16 protein-coding genes are annotated in these 18,374 nt (G+C 68.6%); all 16 read right to left on the reverse strand.

The window, feature by feature from the left end:
- Positions 1-61: 61 nt before the first annotated feature.
- From ACQKLX_RS20380 to ACQKLX_RS20455, 16 genes are read right to left on the reverse strand one after another with little or no spacing between them, the layout of a single operon-like run.
- Entirely contained in the window at positions 62-1,687 is a 1,626-nt protein-coding gene (locus tag ACQKLX_RS20380) for an isochorismatase family protein (protein WP_427363387.1), read from the reverse strand.
- A gap of 10 nt (positions 1,688-1,697) precedes the next feature.
- Positions 1,698-2,546 (reverse strand): N-acyl homoserine lactonase family protein, encoded by an 849-nt coding sequence (locus tag ACQKLX_RS20385; protein ID WP_126111056.1) that lies wholly within the window; start codon positions 2,544-2,546, stop codon positions 1,698-1,700.
- Positions 2,547-2,563: 17 nt separating this feature from the next.
- Positions 2,564-3,445 (reverse strand): amidohydrolase family protein, encoded by an 882-nt coding sequence (locus tag ACQKLX_RS20390; protein WP_427363388.1) that lies wholly within the window; start codon positions 3,443-3,445, stop codon positions 2,564-2,566.
- Positions 3,442-4,557 (reverse strand): vWA domain-containing protein, encoded by a 1,116-nt coding sequence (locus ACQKLX_RS20395; protein ID WP_427363389.1) that lies wholly within the window; start codon positions 4,555-4,557, stop codon positions 3,442-3,444. The genes ACQKLX_RS20390 and ACQKLX_RS20395 overlap by 4 nt, the downstream gene beginning before the upstream one ends.
- Positions 4,554-5,438 carry an AAA family ATPase gene (locus ACQKLX_RS20400; protein WP_427363390.1) on the reverse strand — a complete coding sequence of 295 codons (885 nt, stop codon included), beginning with the start codon at positions 5,436-5,438 and terminating at the stop codon, positions 4,554-4,556. Before ACQKLX_RS20400 ends, ACQKLX_RS20395 begins: the two co-directional genes overlap by 4 nt.
- 4 nt (positions 5,439-5,442) lie before the next feature.
- Complete coding sequence (locus ACQKLX_RS20405; RefSeq protein WP_110489453.1) at positions 5,443-6,486, reverse strand: xanthine dehydrogenase family protein molybdopterin-binding subunit; 1,044 nt, start codon at positions 6,484-6,486, stop codon at positions 5,443-5,445.
- 1 nt (position 6,487) lies between these two features.
- On the reverse strand, positions 6,488-8,239 hold the full coding sequence (locus ACQKLX_RS20410; protein ID WP_427363391.1) for a xanthine dehydrogenase family protein molybdopterin-binding subunit: 1,752 nt from the start codon (positions 8,237-8,239) through the stop codon (positions 6,488-6,490).
- Between the two features lie 11 nt (positions 8,240-8,250).
- Complete coding sequence (locus ACQKLX_RS20415) at positions 8,251-8,733, reverse strand: (2Fe-2S)-binding protein (protein WP_137879628.1); 483 nt, start codon at positions 8,731-8,733, stop codon at positions 8,251-8,253.
- Positions 8,734-8,743: 10 nt separating this feature from the next.
- A complete protein-coding gene (locus ACQKLX_RS20420; RefSeq protein ID WP_427363392.1) occupies positions 8,744-9,565 on the reverse strand; it encodes an FAD binding domain-containing protein in 822 nt (273 codons plus the stop codon).
- Between the two features lies 1 nt (position 9,566).
- On the reverse strand, positions 9,567-10,019 hold the full coding sequence (locus ACQKLX_RS20425) for an SRPBCC family protein (protein WP_427363393.1): 453 nt from the start codon (positions 10,017-10,019) through the stop codon (positions 9,567-9,569).
- A gap of 2 nt (positions 10,020-10,021) precedes the next feature.
- The gene (locus tag ACQKLX_RS20430) at positions 10,022-10,459 is read right to left on the reverse strand and encodes an SRPBCC family protein (RefSeq protein ID WP_091838493.1); all 438 of its coding nucleotides are present in this window, start codon (positions 10,457-10,459) and stop codon (positions 10,022-10,024) included.
- Between the two features lie 11 nt (positions 10,460-10,470).
- A complete protein-coding gene (locus ACQKLX_RS20435) occupies positions 10,471-13,365 on the reverse strand; it encodes a flotillin family protein (protein WP_427363394.1) in 2,895 nt (964 codons plus the stop codon).
- Between the two features lie 27 nt (positions 13,366-13,392).
- Entirely contained in the window at positions 13,393-14,268 is an 876-nt protein-coding gene (locus tag ACQKLX_RS20440; RefSeq protein ID WP_427363395.1) for a phosphoenolpyruvate hydrolase family protein, read from the reverse strand.
- Positions 14,268-16,508 (reverse strand): ABC transporter permease, encoded by a 2,241-nt coding sequence (locus tag ACQKLX_RS20445; protein ID WP_427363396.1) that lies wholly within the window; start codon positions 16,506-16,508, stop codon positions 14,268-14,270. Before ACQKLX_RS20445 ends, ACQKLX_RS20440 begins: the two co-directional genes overlap by 1 nt.
- Positions 16,501-17,289, reverse strand: a complete 789-nt coding sequence (locus ACQKLX_RS20450) for an ABC transporter ATP-binding protein (RefSeq protein WP_427363397.1) — start codon at positions 17,287-17,289, stop codon at positions 16,501-16,503. Before ACQKLX_RS20450 ends, ACQKLX_RS20445 begins: the two co-directional genes overlap by 8 nt.
- The gene (locus tag ACQKLX_RS20455) at positions 17,286-18,374 is read right to left on the reverse strand and encodes a branched-chain amino acid ABC transporter permease (protein WP_427363398.1); all 1,089 of its coding nucleotides are present in this window, start codon (positions 18,372-18,374) and stop codon (positions 17,286-17,288) included. Before ACQKLX_RS20455 ends, ACQKLX_RS20450 begins: the two co-directional genes overlap by 4 nt.

Below are 18,374 nucleotides of genomic sequence, written 5' to 3' on the forward strand. Positions count from 1 at the left end.
ATCTGATGCGATAACAATGTGATAGATCATCATGATCGCGTCCGTTCGGACGCGTGATGATCTAGACGCGGCCGTCCGTAGCGCCGATCACGGCATCGACGTCCGTCACGACGCAGACGTTCTGCAGCGCATAGTTGACCGAGGCCGTGTGCCATTCGGCGTTCATGGTCGAGCAGGCGTCCTCCGGCACCAGCATGAAATAGCCCTTGTCGGCGCCGGTGCGGGCGGTGTGCTCGATCGACATGTTGGTCCAGGCGCCGGTGACGATGACGATGTCGCGGCCGAGCGCCTTGAGTACGGTCTCCAGCCGCGTGCCCTCCCAGGCGCTCATGCGCTGTTTCTCGACGACATGGTCGCCGTTCTGCGCCTCCAGGCCCGGCACGGGGGCTGCGCCCCATGTGCCGCGAACCAGCGCCTTGGCGTCGGCGAGCCCCTCGAACAGCGGCGCGTTCATGGTGACGCCGGGCGCGCCGGCCTCGACGATGAACCAGACATGGATCACCGGGATGCCGCGTGAACGCACCGCCTGCGCCAGGCGCGCGCCATTGGCGATCGCGTTCTGCTGGCGGCAATGCTCAGGCGAGCCCGAGGCGGCGAAGGCGCCGCCCTCCATGACCACGTCGTTCTGCATGTCCTGGATGATCAGGGCACAGCGCGACGGATCGAGCCTGTAGCCCGCAGCGGCCTTTTTCACGCCGCTGGCTGAGATCGAGGCGGCAGGGCCAGCATCGGCCATCGGCCTCTCCGTCGTCGCGCTGCGGCTTGAATGCGCGCTCCCTCCCGCCTTCATGTAAGGCTCGATGCGCGGCCCGACCTTGGTCTCGACTGCATAGAGCGAGTGGCTTGCGGTCAGGAAGAGCGTGCGCCAGTCCGGCCCGCCCCAGCTGAGGTTGCCGACCAGCTCGGGCACGCGCAGCTTGCCGATCAGCTCGCCCTTGATCGAGTAGACCCAGACGCCGCCGGGGCCGGTGACCCAGATATTGCCCTGCGCATCGCATTTCATCCCGTCGGGGACACCGGGTTCGGAGCCGACGATGCCGGAGGCGAAGATGCGGCCGGAGCCGAGCCGTCCGTCCGGGAGAACATCGAAGACGCGGATATTGTGCTGGACGGTGTCGTTGACGAAGAGGCGGTCTTCCGTGGGGCAGAAGCAGAGCCCGTTCGGCTGGTCGAAGAGATAGCGGTCGACCAGCAGCTGCGGCGCTCCGCCTTCGGGGGAAATGCGGTAGACGCCCTGAAAGCCCAGCTGGCGCGGCCGCTCGACGCCGAAGACCGGCATGCGGCCATACCAGGGGTCGGAGAAATAGATAGACCCGTCCGACTTCACGACGACGTCGTTGGGGCTGTTGAGCTCCATGCCCTCGAAATGGGAGGCGATGACCTCGCGCTGCCCGTCCGGCCGCTCGCGCAGCAGCAACGAGGTCGCGTGCTCGCAGACGATCAGGTTCAGTGCGGCGTCGTAGGTCATGCCGTTGCATTTGTTCGCCGGCCGCCTGACCTCACGCACGCCGTTCTTGTCCCAGCGGCGGCGGACATCGCCCGGCATGTCCGAGAACAGCAGATGCTGTTCCTGCGGATGCCAGATCGGGCCCTCGCAGAACTCGAAGCCGGTGCCGAGCTGGCGCACCGGCGCCCAGAGATCGATCAGGTCGGCAAAGCCGGGCTGGACGGCGACATGCGTGGTCATGGGCGCCCCGTCAGGCCGCGAACCAGTTGCGGGCCGGCAGCGACTGCACGACCGGGCCGGGCACGGCCATGTCCATGCGGCCCACGACCTGGCCATGGGCGATCTTGGCCGGCTTGTCGTGCACCGGCAGCAGGAAGGCGCCGTTGGCGAGCAGCTTCTTGATCGCCGCCTTCTCCTCGCGCTTGGAGACGCCGTGATTGCCGGTGGTGCGCGGCTCGTTGGCGTGGAGCTCGTGGAAAGGCGAGACGATCTGGTCGTTGAAATCGTAGATCACGTCGCCGCAGATGATGGCGCGCCCCTCATTGGTATCGACATGGACGTTCATCGAGCCTTCGGTATGGGCGCCGGCAGCTTCGAGATAGCAGCCGGGGAAGAGCTCGATCATCCCGGACAGCTCGAGATCCTCGAAGCGCAGCGCGTCGCGCGTATGCAGGCGATCGATCAGATGCTTGATGTCGGGCGCCGGATATTGCGGGTGCATCAGCCCGGAAACCGAGTATTCGAGCTCGCGCCGGTTGACGAGCACCGTGGTGTTCATCGGGAAGAGCTCGTCCTTCCCGGCATGGTCGATATGGAGATGGGTGTGCATGACATAGCGCACATCACCCATCCGCACGCCGTGCTTGGCGAGCTGGTTCTCGATCATGTTCTCGTGGAACTGGAGGCCGCGCATGCCGAGGCTCTCCATGATCTGGTTGTGGCGGTAGCCGGTGTCGACCACCACCGGCCAGGGCCCGCCGAGGATCAGGAAGCCATAGGTCGGCACGCGGCGGGTGCGGCCGCAATCGCGGCCGAGCACGAGGAAGCTCGATTCCAGCTCGATATCGCCATAGTCGAGGATCTTGATTTCGAGGGCCATGAACGTCCTCCCCTTGATTATTGGCCGAGGCGGTAGACCCGCCTCGCGGTCTCGTTGAACACGGCTGCTTGCGCCGCCTCGGGCACCGCGGCGCGATGCGCAGCGATCAGCTCGGCATAGGTCGTCCAGAGCTTCTCGATCGGGAAATTGGAGCCGAACAGGCAGCGCTCGGGCCCGAACAGACGAAGCGTCTCGCCGATGATGAAGGCGATCTGCCCGGGATCGTTGCGGCGCAGGAAAGTGCCGAGGCCCGAGAGCTTGCTGGTGATGTTGGGCTGCGCCGCCAGCAACGCTATGCCTTCGCGCCAGGCGGCGATGCCCTCCGACGAGAGGTCCTCGAGCATGCCGGCATGCTGGAGGACGAAGGTCACTTTCGGGCAAGCGGTGGCGAGCTCGGCCGCGCCCGCCATCTGGCCGGCGAAGACCTGGAGGTCGAAGCTGAAGCCGTACTCCGCCAGCCGCCCGACATTGGCGGTCAATCGCGGATCGCGGACGAGGTCGGGTCCGCTGGCGAAGCGATAGAGCGTGTTCTCGTGCCAGTGCAATTGCATGCGCACGCCGCGCACCCGGCCATTGCGCGCGAGCTGGTCGAGCTGCGGGCGGGCATCGCCGGCCAGCATGTCGGCATAGGCGACGATGGCGATCGGGAAACCGGATTCCTCCGAGGCCTGCGAGACGTAAGTCACCTCGTCGAGATAGCGGCCTGTCGCCCAATTCGCCTGGACATAGACGGCTTCAGTCACGCCGGCCGGTTGGCAGTCGCCGAGATATTCCGTGATCGGATAATCGCGCCGGATCGGCTCGTAGGGCCCGAAGATGCGCGGCTGCATCGGCCCGAGCAGCCAGGGCAGATCGGCCTGCCGCCAGATGTGGAAATGGGAATCGACGAGACCGGTCATGCCGCCAGCGAGCCTCCGAGTGACAGGATGTGCCGGCAGATCCGCGCCGTGCTGCCGCCGTCCGAAAGGCTGGCGAGACGTGGCGCGATCAGCCGGAGCGCTTCGGTTTCGGGCCGGTAGCCGGGATCGGCGGCGAGCGGCGTCAGCCAGTCGATGCGATGGGCGCGCTGCGCCAGCCTTGCGACAGCCGTGACCAGCGCCGAGGGATCGCCGCGTTCGAGACCGTCCGAAAGCACGACGACCACCGCGCCGCGGGCATAAGAGGCGAAGCGGGGCACGGCGAGGAAGGCCTGCAGCGCGTCGCCGATGCGGGTGCCGCCATCCCAGTCGGCGACGAGGCCGGAGGCTTCGGTGAGCGCCTGCTCGCGGCGCTTGCGCCTGAGCGCCCGCGTCACGCGGGTGAGGCGCGTGCCGAAGGTGAAGACCTCGACCTGTCGGGTTGCGTGGACGATCGTATGCGCCAAAGCGAGATTGGCGTCGCTGCGCTGCTTCATCGAGCCGGAGACGTCGATCAGCAGCAGGATCGGCCGCGGCCGGCTCACGCGCCGGAGCCGCTTCAGGCTCATTACCTCGCCGTCATGGCGGATCGCGTCCTTGAGGCTGCGGGCGAGATCAACCATCGGCCCGCGCCGCGCGGCCCGGTGGCGATAGCCGCGGCGGCGCGGCAGCGCGGTCGGCAATGCCCGGCCGAAGCGGCGCAAGGTCTCACTGTCGTCGAGCGTCTTCAGCTGGCGGATCGAGAGGGCCTCGGCGCCGGTCGCGGCCTGGCCGGTCTCGTTGGCCTCCTCGCCGATCAAAACCTCGCGCGAGCCGGAATCCTCTTGGACCGAGATGTCCTCGTCCGGCGCGAAATCGTCATCGCCGGGTTCGGCGAGCGCACCGCCGAGGAAATGCATCTCGAACAGCGCATCGAAGCGCTCGCGCTGCTCGGGGTGGGGCGCGAGCGTCGCGATCGCGGCCTTATGGATGTCGGCGATGCTGCGCGGGCCGAGCAGTTCGATCGCCATCAGGAAGCTGGTGGTCTGTTCTGGGGCAGCCGCGATGCCGTGCTCGCGCAGCAGCGTCGGGAAGGCGACGAAGAGCCGGGCGGCAGGAGGCAGCGGCGCGATCATGCCGCCAGCCCCGGAATGAACAGCGGCAGACGCGGCCGCAGATGGGCGAGATCTTCCTCGTCCTTGATCGCGGCGCCGAGCGAGCGGCGAAAGGCCTCCGGCCAGGGCGCGCCGCTCTGCGCCAGCGCCGTCGCGGCCTCGGCCCAATCGACCGCCTCGGCGACGCCCGGCGGCTTGGCGAGCGGCTCCTGCCGCAGCAGCCCGACCGCGTGGACGACGGCGCGGGCCGTGCTCTCGGCGACGGCCGAGGAGCGCAGCATGATGATCTGCGCTTCGCGCTCCGGCTCGGGATAGGCGATGTAGTGGTAGACGCAGCGGCGACGCAGCGCTTCGTGCAGTTCGCGGGTGCGGTTCGAGGTCAGGATCACCACCGGTCGCTCGGCCGCGCGCAGCGTGCCGCGCTCGGGGATCGAGATCGAGAAATCCGAGAGGAATTCGAGCAGGAAAGCCTCGAACTCATGGTCGGAGCGATCGATCTCGTCGATCAGCAGCACGACCTGGTCCGGCCGCCGCAGCGCCGTCAGCATCGGCCGCTCGATCAGGAAGTCGTCGCGGTAGATGTCGAGCTGCTCGCCCTCCTTGGCCTGGCGGATGGCAAGCATCTGGCGCGGATAGTTCCATTCGTAGAGCGCCGCGGCAGCGTCGATGCCCTCGAAGCATTGCAGGCGGATGAGCTGGCGCCCGAGGATGCCGGCGAGCGCCTTGGCGGCCTCGGTCTTGCCGACGCCGGGAGCGCCCTCCAGCAGCAGCGGCTTGCCGAGCGCGAGCGAGAGATAGCCGGCCGTCGCGATGCCGTCATCGGCGAGATACATCGCCGCCTGCAGGGCCTCGGCGAGGTCCTCGGGGCTGGAGATGCCGGCGACGGTCGTCCTCAGCGCCATCAGGTCACCGCCAGTTCACCGGGCCGCCGCGGCGCGGGCCGGGCTTGACGCCGCCATTGGCCTTGAGGCCGCGCAGGATCTTCTCCGGCGTGATCGGCAACTCGTCGACCCTGACGCCGACGGCGTTGTAGACGGCGTTTGCTATCGCCGGCAGCACAGGGTTGGCGCACATCTCGCCCGGCCCCTTGCCGCCGAACGGCCCGTCCGGCGCCGGCCGTTCCAGCACGGTGACGTGATAGGGCGCGATGTCGCCCGGGCCCGGCATCAGGTACTCGTTGAAGTCGCGCGGGCCGTGTTCCGGATTGGGGTAGTACGGCTCCGGAGTCTCATAGAGCGCGTGACTGATGCCCATCCAGGCGCCGCCGACCAGTTGCTGCTCGACCATGCGCGGGTTGATGACGCGGCCGAGCTCATAGGCGCTGGTCATGCGGAGCACCTCGACCTCGCCGGTTTCGTCGTCGACCGAGACGTCGGCGACGAGGCAGGCATGGGCGAAGGCGGTGTTCGGGTTCATCTCGCCGGTCTCGGCATCGACGGCCGAGAGCGGGATCAGGAAGATGCCGCGGCCGGCGATGGTCTTGCCCTGCTTGAACTGCGCCGCCTGCGCCGTCGCCTTGACGGTGATGCTGCGCGAGGGCGCGCCACGGACATGGATGTTGCCGCGCCCGTCGGTGACGAGGTCGGCGGCATTGACCTCGAGCTCCTCCGCGGCTGCTTCGAGCAGGACGCCGCGCGCCTCGCGGGCGGCGACGATGATGGCGTTGCCCATGCGGTGCGTGCCGCGCGAAGCGAAGGAGCCCATGTCGTGCGGGCCGGTATCGCTGTCGGCGGTGTCGACATAGACGTCCTCGACGGGCACGCCGAGCGTCTCGGCCGCGATCTGGCGCGAGACCTGCTTCATGCCCTGGCCGAGATCGATCGCCGAGAGCGCGACGGTGAACTTGCCGTCCGGGTTGGAATGGATCAGCGCCTGGCTCGGATCGCCGCCCAGGTTCATGCCGATCGGATAGTTGACCGAGGCCATGCCGCGGCCTTCGTGACGGGCCATCTCAGCGCCTCCTCGTGCCGAAGACCGACGAGAATCGTACCGCGCCATGTTGCGGCTGCGCCGGCGCGACCGGCGGAGGCGGGGCAGGGGGCGGGCTCGGCTGATGGAGGGGCGGCGACGAATAGGCAGGCGGCGGCGCAGGCTGGTAGGCCGGAGGCGGTGGCGGGGCGGCCGGCCGCTGCGGCTCGTAGCGCGGCACCTGCGTCGGCGTGGCGCGGCCGTCGCGCGCGCCTTCCATCACCGGCTGCTTGCTCGGCGCGATCCGTGTCGTGCCGGCGGGCAGGACCTGCGTCACCGGCCCATTGCGGGTATCGGGACGGCCGATCTGGCCACGGGCATCGAGCTGCGTCGCCGGGATCTGCGAGCGCTCGCCGACGCCACCGCCGAGCAGCGAAGACGCCCGCTTCGCCTGCTCGGAGAGCGGCCAGTTCGCCTTCTCGGCCGCGACCTGCACGCATTCGACCAGTGCCGTGTTCTTGGCGGCGCGCCGGTGAGGCTTCATGTCCCCATCGCGATAGGCGTTGAGGATACGCAGCTCCATCGGGTCCATGTTCGCCGCTTCGGCGAGGCGGTCCATCTGGACCTCCAGCGCGAAATCAACCGCAGTGACGCCGAAGCCGCGCATCGCGGTCGAGGGGCAGCGATTGGTGTAGGAGACATAGATGTCGGAGGCGACGTTGGGGATCCAGTACGGCCCCGGCACATGCGCGGTGCACTTGATCGCGGCGTAGCTCGACAGCCGCGTATAGGCGCCGGCGTCGAAATAGCTGCGGATATGGCGGGCGACGATGCGCCCGTCGCGCATCAGCCCGTCCTTGATGTAGATGCGCTCGGCCCCGCGCGGCGAGCCGTAGAGCATCTCCTCCTCGCGATCGAGCACGAAGCGCACCGGCCGGCCGGTCAGCATGGCGCCGACCACGGCGAGCGGCTCGGTCAGCGAGTCGACCTTGCCGCCGAAGCCGCCGCCGACCGTGCCGCCGATGAAATGCAGCTGGTTCGACTCGACATCGACGATCTTCGCGGTCGTGCCGAGCGCGAAGAACAGGCCCTGGGCGCAGGAATGCACGAGATAGCGGCCGTTCTGCTCGGGCGCGGCGATCGAGCCGTTGGTCTCGGTCGGCGCATGCTCGATCGGCGACATCTGGTAGCGATGTTCCATCACGATGTCGGCGCCGGCGAAGCCGCGCTCGACATCGCCGAAGCGCAGCTTCTGATGGTCGAAGCGCTCGTGATATTCGAAGTAGTTGCCGGGATAAGTCTCGTTGACCACCGGCGCGCCGGCTTTCAGCGTCTCCTCGACGTCGAACACCGCCGGCAGCGGGTCATAATCGATCCGGACCAGCTTGAGGGCCGCCTGTGCCTGTGCCTCGCTGTCGGCGAGAATGGCGACGACCGGCTCGCCCTTGTAAGCGACCTTGCTCACCGCCAGCGACGGTTCGTCGTCCTTGCCGAAATTGATCAGGCTGAGCAGCGTGTTCTTGTTCACGGGCACATCGGCGCCGCGCAGCACGCGCTTGACGCCCGGCGCGCGCTCGGCCGCCGAGATGTCGATCGCGCGGATGCGGGCATGGTGATGCGGGCTGCGCACGACCTTGAGATGCAACATGCCGTCGAAGGCGTGATCGTCGAAGAAGCGGGTGCGCGCCGTGACATGGCCCGGCATGTCCTGGCGCTGCACGCCCTTGCCGACGACGTTGAGATTGTCGTCGCGCTCGTCGGCGAAGAGGTCCTTGCGCATCTCCATCGTTGCCATGGCGACCTCCCTCAGGCTCGGCGCGCGCCGGGCGCGTTCGCCGCGGCGAGGATGGCGGCGATGATCGGCTCGTAGCCGGTGCAGCGGCAGATATTGCCGCTGATCGCCTCGACGACCTCCTCGCGGCTCGGCTGCGGGTTCTTCGCCAGCAGCGCCCGCGCCGCGGTCAGCATGCCCGGGGTGCAGAAGCCGCATTGCGCGGCGAAATGGTCCATGAAGGCGTCCTGCAGTGGGTGCAGGTTCGGGCCGTCGGCCATGCCGGATGTCGTCTCGATCTGGCGCCCCTCGCAGGACACCGCGAGCGTCAGGCAGGCGAGCTGCGGCTCGCCGTCGACCAGCACGGTGCAGACGCCGCAGGTGCCCTGGCCGCAGCCGTATTTGGGACCGAAATCGCCGAGCCCGCGCCGGAGCGTATCGAGCAAATTGCTCGCCGGGTCGACGAAGGTGGCGCGGTCGCTGCCATTGAGCCGGAACTGGAGCGGGAGCTTGGCCATCGGCGCCTCCTCAGCGCGGCTCGCCGGCGAGCAGCCGGCCGAGATGGACGGGGAGGACCTCGCGCCGATACCACTCGCTGGCGATCGCATCGGTGGCGGGGCGGCAGCCTTCAAGCGCCGCCTGCTTCGCCTGCTGGATCGCGCTCTGGTCGAGCGGCTTGCCGTCGAGGGCACGCTCGACGCCGCGGGCCCGGATCGGCGTCGGCGCCATCGCGCCATAGGCGACACGCGCCTGCGCGATACGGCCGCCCGAAAGCGGCAGATGCGCCGCGATCGAGAGCAGCGAGATGCCTTTCGGCTTGACCCGGCTGATCTTGCGGAAGTGGAATTCGGCCGGGTTCTGCGGCCGGGCGAACTGCACCGCCGTCACCAGACCCTGGCCGCCACGCTCGCGGGCGCTGAGGAAATCCTCCAGCGGCACCGCCCGGCCCGAGCCATAGCCGGATTGCAGGACGACCTGCGCATCGAGCGCCAGCAGCGCGACGGTGAAGTCGCCATAGGGCGCAGCCGCGAAGAGATTGCCGCCCATCGTCGCCATTGTCCTGATCGCCGGCCCGCCAATGGCGCGCGCCGCGGCGTGCAGGCAGGCAAGGTCGCGATTGGCCAGCACCATCGCCATGGTCACGCCGGCGCCGAGCTCGACGCGGGCGCCGCCGGTGCTCATCTGCCGGAAGGCCGGATCGGTGACGCGCACCAGCGTGCCCTCGGTCAAACGGCCCTCGTTGACGTCGCGCATCACCAGCGTGCCGCCTCCGATCAGCAGCGCCTGGCGGTCGCCGGAGAGGATGCCGGCTGCTTCCGACAGGCTGGCGCAGGTTCGCAAGTCGAGCATGTCAGGCCTCCTCGCCGACGATCGCCGGCAGGCGGCGCACCGCCTCGATGCCGTTGGTGTAGACCTCGTCGCCGACCAACTGCGCCAGTTCGGCTTCCCGCCCAGGCGGCGTGGTGAAGCGGCTTTCCCAGTGCCAGAAGCTGCGATTGCCGTCGGTCACCGGCAGCAGACGGACATGGGCGACATAGTTGAACAGCGGGATCGGCGTATCGAGCAGGCAGTAGCTGAAGGTCATTTCAAGGTCGGAGAGGGTCAGCAATTGCTCGCGCAGCTCGCTGCCGTCGCGCAGCAGGAAGCGCCGGATGCAGCCGACCCGGTCCGGCGGATAGGCGCGCTCGATCTCGCTCCTAGCCACGATCGGGTGCCAGCGGTCATGTCCGTTGAAGTCGCGCAGGACCGACCAGAGCCGGTCCACCGGCGCATCGATGATCGTGCTGCGGACCACATGGGGCATGGCTATCCCCCGAAGGCGCGCTTGAGGGCGTCGAAGCCGCCCTGGAAGACATTGGTGCCGATGCCGGCGACGAGCTCGGCCTCCTTGTCGGGCGCGCAGTCGAAATCGGCCGACCACTCGATGAAGGTGCGCTCCTGGTCGGTGATCGGCGTCAGCCTGAGCGTCGCGACGTAGTTGGTCAGCGGCATCGGCGAATCCAGGATCGAATAGGTGCAGAACATGTCGTAGTCGGAGAGGCCGAGCAGCTGCTCGCGCAGACGGTCGCCGCTGCGCAGCGAGAAGGCGCGGATGCAGCCGACCTTGTCCGCCGGCTCGCCGTTCTCGATCCGGCTCTCGGCGATGCGGGGATGCCAGTTCGGCAGGCCGTTGAAATCGCGTACCCGGGCCCAGACCTTGGCGGCCGGGGCGGCGATGACGCTGGAGACGTAGACGCGGGCCATCGGTCAGCGCCTCACGACTTCTTGCCGGAGCCGGAGCGGCCGCCGCCGCCATCCGGGGCCGGATCGCTGCCATCCTTCGGCTTGGCCGGCTGCGCCTCCTTGGCGACGCGCTGCATGTCGGAGGCCTCACGCATCAGCCCGCCCATCTTGGCGAGGTTGCCGCCCTCGATGCCGATCTCCTTCAGCACCTGGTCGATCATCGGCGCCTGGACGCGGTAGCGCAGGGCGGATTCGATGACCTCGTCGGTGGGCGAGCGTGCCGCCCCGCCAGCACCACTTGCTCCCGCCCCGCCTGCGAGCCCGTCGACATGGAGGATGCGGATGCCCTCGATCTTCTCCATCGGCTTGACGCTTTCGCGCACGATGCCCTCGATCTTGTCGAGCAGGCGGCGGCGGAACAGCCCGTAGCGGGCGCCGTCGCTGAGCACATTCTCCGCCTCGTAGAGCAGCTTCTGCGCTTCGGCCTCGACCGCGCGGCGGACCTTCTCGGCCTCGGCGGCGATGCGGGCTTCCTCCGCCGCCTTCTCGGCGAGCAGGACCTCTACGGTCTTGCGGCGCCTCGCGCCCTCGCTCTCGCGGACGGTCTTGACCTTCTCCTCGGCCTCGACCGCCTTGGCGCGGGCAATCTCGGCATTGGCCTGTGCCGCCGATTCCTCCAGCGACTTGGCGTAGAGCGCGATCGCCTTGTCCATGGCGGCGGACTCGACCTCGCGCTCGCGCTCGATCTCGAGCTTGCGCAGTTCGCGCTGGCGGCCGACGCGCGCCTCGTCGAGGCCGCGATCCGAGGAGATGCGGGCCCGCTCGATCTCCTCGTTCGAGACGATCTGCGCCTCCTGCAGCGCCTGATTGCGGGCGATCTCCAATTGCTCCAGCGCGCGGCGGCGCTCGATCCTGACCGCTTCCAGCGCCTGCTCGCGGGCGATGTCGACGGTCTCGACCTGCTGGCGCGCGGTGATCTCGGCCTGGCGCAGCGCCTTGTCGGCGTCGGTGCGCTCGACCTTCTTCGCGGCGAGCACGATGGCGCGCTCCTCCTCGGCGACCTCGACCGCCTTCTTCTGGGCGATCTGCAGCATCTCGCGGGTCTTGCTGGAGTCGATCCGCTCCTTCTCCAACCCGAGCTCGGTGGCGATCCGCTGGCGCTCGACCGCGTCGCGGCGCTTCAGTTCGGCGGCGTCGAGATCGGCATTGCGCTTGATCTCCAGCTCCTTCGTCGAAAGCTCGGCGGCGATGCGCTCGGCGGCGACGACCTTTTCCTGCGCGATGCGGGCGGCCTCGATAGCCTCGCGCGCCGAGATCTCGGCGGTGTCGATCGCCTGGTTGCGGGCGATCTCGAGGTTGCGGACCTCCTCGTCGCGGCGGATGCGCTCGGCCGAGACGATCCGCTCCTGGCTGATCCGGGCCTTCTCCACGGTCTCCCGAGCGGCGATCTCGGCGGCGTCCACCGTCTCGGTGCGGCCGATCTCCAGGAGCCGCTTGCGCTGCTCCAGCGCGATCCGGTCGGCCGTGATCACGTCCTCCTGGGCGATGCGGGCCTTCTCGACCGCTTCGCGCGCCGCGATCTCGGCTTCGTCGAGCGCCTTGTTGCGGGCGATCTGGAGGGAGCGCACGCGCTCTTCCTGGACGATGCGCGCCGACTCGACGGCTTCGCGCGCCGCGATGTCCTCCTGGTCTAGCGTGCGGGTGCGCTCGATCTCGCGGTTGCGGACCTCCTGCTCGCGAGCGATGCGCTCGGCATTGACCGCGCTCTCCTGCAGGATGCGAGCCTTCTCGGTCGCCTCGCGTGCCTCGATCTCGGCGGCCTCCAGCACCCTGGTGCGCTCGATCTCCTTCTGCCGGATCTCGCGCTCGGAGGCGATGCGGGCGGCATTGATCGTCTGCTCGTTGGCGATGCGTGCCTTCTCGACCTGCTCGCGCGCGGCGATCTCGGCCTCCTCGACGGCGCGGGTGCGGGCGATCTCCTGCTGGCGGATGTCCCTCTCCGAGGCGATGCGCGCCTCGCTGATCGCGCGCTCATTGGCGATGCGCGACTTCTCGATCTCCTCGCGCGAGGTGATCTGCGCCTGCTCGGCCTCGGTATCGCGGACGGCGCGCTCGCGGGCGACCTCGGCGCGCTGCATGGCGCGCTTGATCTCGATCTCGCGCTGCTGCTCCAGCCGCGCCGCCTCGCTCTCGCGCTCGATGTCGAGCGCCTGGCGCTCGGCTTCGAGATTGCGGGTGCGGATGCGGATCATCGAGTCCTGCTCGATATCGTTGCGCAGCTTCCGCTTGTCCTCGATCTCCTCGATGATCCGGGTTAGGCCGGCAGCGTCGAAGCGGTTGGACGGGTTGAAATATTGCAGGTCGGTCTGGTCGAGATCGGTGAGCGCGACCGATTCCAGCACGAGCCCGTTCTGGTCGAGCGCCTCGGCGGCGGCGTCCTTGACGCGCTGGACGTAGGAACCGCGCTGCTCGTGCATCTCCTCCATCGTCATCTCGGAGGCGACGGTGCGCAGCGCCGAGATGAACTTGCCGGAGAGCAGCGCATTGAGCTGGTCCGGCTGCAAGGTGCGCCGGCCAAGCGTGGCGGCGGCGACCGAGACCGACTGCCGCTCCGGCTTCACCCGAACATAGAATTCGGCGTCGATGTCGACGCGCATCCGATCACGGGTGATCAGCGCGTCATTGTTCGCCCGCGTCACCGCCAGCTGCAGCACGTTCATGTTGACCGGCGTGACGTCGTGGATGATCGGCAGCACGAAGGCGCCGCCATTGATCACCACCTTTTCGCCGAACAGGCCGGTGCGGACGAAGGAAACCTCCTTCGACGAGCGGCGATAGAGCCAGTTCACCAGATAGACGACGATGGCGATGACGATCACCGCCACGATCAGCCAGAGGATCAGCGATCCGATCAGTTGCCCGGTCATGTCAGCATCCTCCCGCCCGTGTCCGGGTCATTTCGTCTTGCCGGCCTTGCGCGCCGGCTTTCCCGTCGCCGCCGAGCGGCTGATCTGCTTGAAGGCGCGCGTCTGGTCGCGGATCGCGACCTCGACCGGCAGGCGCTCCATCGAGGACGCGCCGTAGAAGCCGTGGCAATGCGTCGTGTTCTTCATGATGAAGTCGGCATCCGCCGGTTCGGCGACTGGCCCGCCATGGACGAGGATGATCGCATCCTTCTTCACGGCGAGCGCAGCCTTGGCCCAGCGCTCGACCAGCGCCGGGCAGTCCTTCAGCTTCAGCGCCGTCTCGGCGCCGATCGAGCCGCCGGTGGTCAGGCCGAGATGGCAGACGATGATGTCGGCGCCGGCCTTCGCCATGGCGCGGGCGTCCTCCTCGCAGAAGACGTAAGGCGTGGTCAGCAGGCCCTTGGCGTTGGCGAGGGCGATCATCTCGACCTCGAGGCCAAAGCCCATGCCGGTCTCTTCGAGATTGGCGCGGAAGGTGCCGTCGATCAGCCCGACGGTCGGGAAGTTCTGCACGCCGGCGAAACCGAGGCGCTTCACCTCGTCGAGGAAAACGTCCATGCGCCGGAACGGGTCGGTGCCGCAGACGCCGGCGATCACCGGGGTGTTCTTCACCACCGGCAGCACCTCGGCCGCCATCTCCATGACGATCGCGTTGGCATCGCCATAGGGCATCAGACCGGAGAGCGAGCCGCGGCCGGCCATGCGGTAGCGGCCGGAATTGTAGATCACGATCAGGTCGATGCCGCCGGCTTCTTCGCATTTGGCCGAGAGGCCGGTGCCGGCGCCGCCACCGACGATCGGCTCGCCCTTGGCGATCATCGCCCGGAAGCACTTCAGCAGGGCCTTCTTGTCGAAACCCGTCATCACCTGCCTCCGCCGGCCCGCTCGCGACGCCGGCCGGCATGCAGCGCGCGGAACTGCTGCACCAAAGCGGCGGCGAAGGCGGGATCGTTGATGTGGAGCGGCAGACGGATGAGCTGCCGGTTCGGGCCGGTGCGCACCGTCTGCTCCAGCGCCTGGAAGAGGGCGCTATCGGCGGCCGGGTCATGGAAGGCCTGGCCGGGCGCATCGAGCGCGGAGACGCCGAGCTCGGGGATCAGGAAGCGGACCGGCCCTTCCATCTGGTTCAACCGCTCGCCGATCCAGCGGCCCATGCGGGCATTCTCTTCCACCGTGGTCCGCATCAGCGTGATCTGCGGGTTATGCGGGTAGAGCAGCCGGCCGCGATAGCGCTCCGGCACCGTCTCGGGCGCGAAGAAGTTGACCATGTCGAGCGCGCCGACCGAGCCGACATAGGGAATGCGGGTGCGTATGACCGCACCGAGGCGGTCTTCGGTTGCCGGCAGGAGGCCACCCATCAGCAGATCGCAGATCTCGGTGGTCGTGACGTCGATCACCGCGCCGACGAGGCCGGACTCGACCAGCTTCTCCATCGAGCGCCCGCCGGTCCCGGTGGCGTGGAAGACGAGCGGCTCCCAGTCGTCGGCAAGGAACCTGGAGACCTGCTGCACGCAAGGGGTGGTGACGCCGAACATGGTGAGCCCGACCAGCGGCTTCTCGACTTCGCGGCGGCGGGAGGGCTCGGGCTTCAGCTCGGCGAGGCGGGCCTTGGCCATGGCGGCGATGGCGTGTGCGCCATTGCCGAGCACCAGCCGCGAGACGCGGTTGACGCCCTGCACATCGGTGACGGCATGCAGCATCGCGATGTCGGTGGCGCCGACATAGGCGCGGACGTCGCCGGAGGCCATGGTCGAGATCATCAACTTGGGCAGGCCGACCGGCAGTGCCTGCATCGCCGGCGTCACCATCGCGGTCGCGCCCGAGCCGCCGGCCGAGATGATGCCGAGCAGGCCCTGCTGGCGCGGCAGCCAGGCCTTGAAGGCCTCGGTCATCGCCGCCACCGCCGTGCCGCGATCGCCCGAGGAGATGCCGGCCGAGCCCTTCGGCGAGGCGAGGGCGATCTCCTGCGGGGTGACGTCGCCGCCGGCGCTGCGGCCGGAGGTCGAGAGATCGACGAGGCGGGTGCGCAAGCCTTCGGCCCGGATCAGGTCGCGGATGAAGCGTAGCTCCTCGCCCTTGGTGTCGAGCGTGCCGGCGATGACGACATAGGGCTCGCTGCTCGCCGCCGCCGCGAGCGGCCGGATCGCGCCGACCGGCTGGCCGTCGCGCGTCGCCAAGGTCGGACGCGAGATGGTGCGGGCCTGCGCCTCGATCCGCGCCGCCGGCACCGCTTGCGACCAGCGGTTCGGGATGACCGGGTTCGAGATGTAGACACGGGTCGGACCAGCCGGCGCTGGAGCGGCAGGCCGGTTGGTTCCGGTTGTCGGAGCCGCTTCCGATGCCGCGTCGGTCTCGTCATGGCCGTGCCGGCCGACGCCGAGCAGGCGCTGCTGTAGGTCGCGGTCGCCGGCCAAAGTCGCCGAGGCGATGATGCGGTTGATCCGGCCATTGACCATGATCGCGACGGGATCGGACATCTGCGTGGCGACACCGATGTTCTGCTCGATCACCAGGATGGCGACATCGCCCTGCTCGGCAAGGCGGACCAGCATCTCCTCGACATGGGCGACGATCACCGGCGCGAGCCCCTCGGTCGGCTCGTCCATGATCAGCAGGCGCGGATTGAGCAGCAGCGCCCGGCTGATCGCCAGCATCTGCTGCTCGCCGCCGGAAAGCTGGCCGCCGCCATTGTTGCGGCGCTCGGCCAGGCGCGGAAAGACCTCGTAGATGCGCTCCGGCGTCCAGGCGCCGCGCTTGCCGCGCTGCATCAGCCGCAGATGCTCGTCGACCGTCAGCGAGCGCCAGAGCCGGCGGCCCTGCGGGACATAGCCGATGCCGAGCCGCGCCACCTCGGCCGGCGAGCGGCCGGCGATCTCCTCGCCGAAGAAGCGGATCGAGCCTGAAGCGATGGGCACCAGCCCCATGATCGCCTTGCACATGGTGGTCTTGCCCATGCCGTTGCGACCGACGACGGAGAGGACGCCGTGCTGCAGCGTGAGGTCGACGCCCTGGACAGCGTGCGAGCGGCCATAGAAGACGTTGAGGCCGGCGATCTGCAGGGTCGGAACACCGGCAGCGGGCGGGGCTTTCAGGCGCTCAGCCATGGCCGCCCCCGAGATAGAGCTCCTGCACCTCGGGATCGGATTCGATCTCGTCCGGCCGTCCTTCCTTGAAGATGCGGCCGTTGTGCATCATCGTCACGCTCTCGACGACGCGCAGCGCCACGTCCATGTCGTGCTCGATGATGATGTAGCCGATATGGGCCGGCAGCGAGGTCAGGATCTGAACGAGATCGGCCCGCTCGGTCGGCGACAGTCCCGCCGCCGGTTCGTCGAACAGAATGAAGCGCGGCGCGCCCGACAGAGCGAGCGCGATCTCGAGCTGGCGCTGCTGGCCATAGGCGAGCTCGCCGACCAGCCGGTCCTTGACCGCGCCGAGATGGACGGCGTCGACCAGGCTTTCGGCGGCGTGCTGGAGCGTGTCGTCGCGGCGCGGCCGGCGCAGCGAGAAGCGGTTCCGCGAGACGCCGCGACAGGCGAGATAGACATTGTCGAGCACCGTCAGCCCGGCGAAGAGCGAGGAGATCTGATAGGTGCGCCGCAGGCCGCGACGGATGCGCTCATGCGGCGGGAAGGCCGTCACATCTTCGCCGAAGAAGCGGATGATGCCGGAGCTCGGCGAAAAATCGCCAGTGACGCAATTGAACAGCGTCGTCTTGCCGGCGCCGTTCGAGCCGAGCACGGCGCGCCGCTCGCCGGGGCGCACTGAGAGCGTGACGTCGGACAACGCCGCCAGCGCCCCGAACAGGCGCGAGACGCCGCGTAACTCCAGCGCATTGGCCGAACCGGCGCTGCTCAATCCTTCGAGGCTCGGCACGGCGCTCATGGCGCGCCTCCGCCGGTCCGCATCTGCGCGTCCTGCGCTTCGCGACTCCTGCGATAGCGCTCGCGCAGGCGCTGCCAGATGCCGATCAGGCCGTCGGGCGAGAACAGCACGATGACGAGGAAGCCGAAGCCGATCAGCAATTGATAGCGCTTGCCTTCGAGCCCGACCCAGTCGAGCAGGTCGAGCGCGAAGGTGCGCAGCAGCACATAGACCAGCGCGCCGATGAAGGGGCCGATCGGACGGCTGAGGCCGCCGACCACCGCGATGATCAGCATGTCGACCACCGGGCCGACACCGCCCGTCCCGGGCGAGACCTGGCGCTGGTACCAGACCAGCAGCACGCCGGCGAAGGCGGCGATCACCGCGGCGAAGGCATAAGCCGCGATGCGATGAGCGACGACGTCGAAGCCGAGCGCCGCCATGCGCCTGGGATTGTCGCGAGTTCCCTGCAGAGCGAGGCCAAAGGGCGCGCGCGAGACATAGACGACCACCGCATAGGCCAAAGCGGCGCAGCCGAGCGTCAGGTAGTAGAACGGCACGGTGCCGCCCCAGTCGATGCCGAGGAAGACCGGCGGCATGACGCCGTTGAAGCCGCTGAAGCCGTTGAAGATCGTGTAGTTCTGCAGGGTCAGATAGTAGAACGCCGAGCCGATCGCGAGGGTGATCATGATCGTGTAGATGCCCTCGGTCCTGACCGAGAGGGCGCCGCCCAGCGTGCCGAACAGGGTGGCGAGCAGGATCGCGACCGGCACCGCCGTCCACCAAGGCCATTTCAGGCTGATCTGGGTGATGGCGCTGTCGCCGAAGATGGCGACGAGATAGGCGGCGAAGGCCGCGACGGTCATCTGGATCAGGCTGACGATGCCGCCATAGCCGGCAAGGAACATCAGGCTGAGCGCGATCATGCCGAGGATCATCGCGTAGGCGAGGATCTGGACGAGCCAGAACGGGTTCGCGATCAGCGGCATTACCAGGAGCAGCGCCGCGACGATCCAGAAGCCCGTGCCCTGCCGGGCGATCACCTCGGCGAGCCCTTCGCGGGCGCGCGGCGTCGCGATCGCGAGGCGGGGTTCGGCCAGCGCCAT

It is taken from the genome of Allobosea sp. NPDC003192 (assembly GCF_050275675.1).
In the GTDB taxonomy this organism is placed as follows: domain Bacteria; phylum Pseudomonadota; class Alphaproteobacteria; order Rhizobiales; family Beijerinckiaceae; genus Allobosea.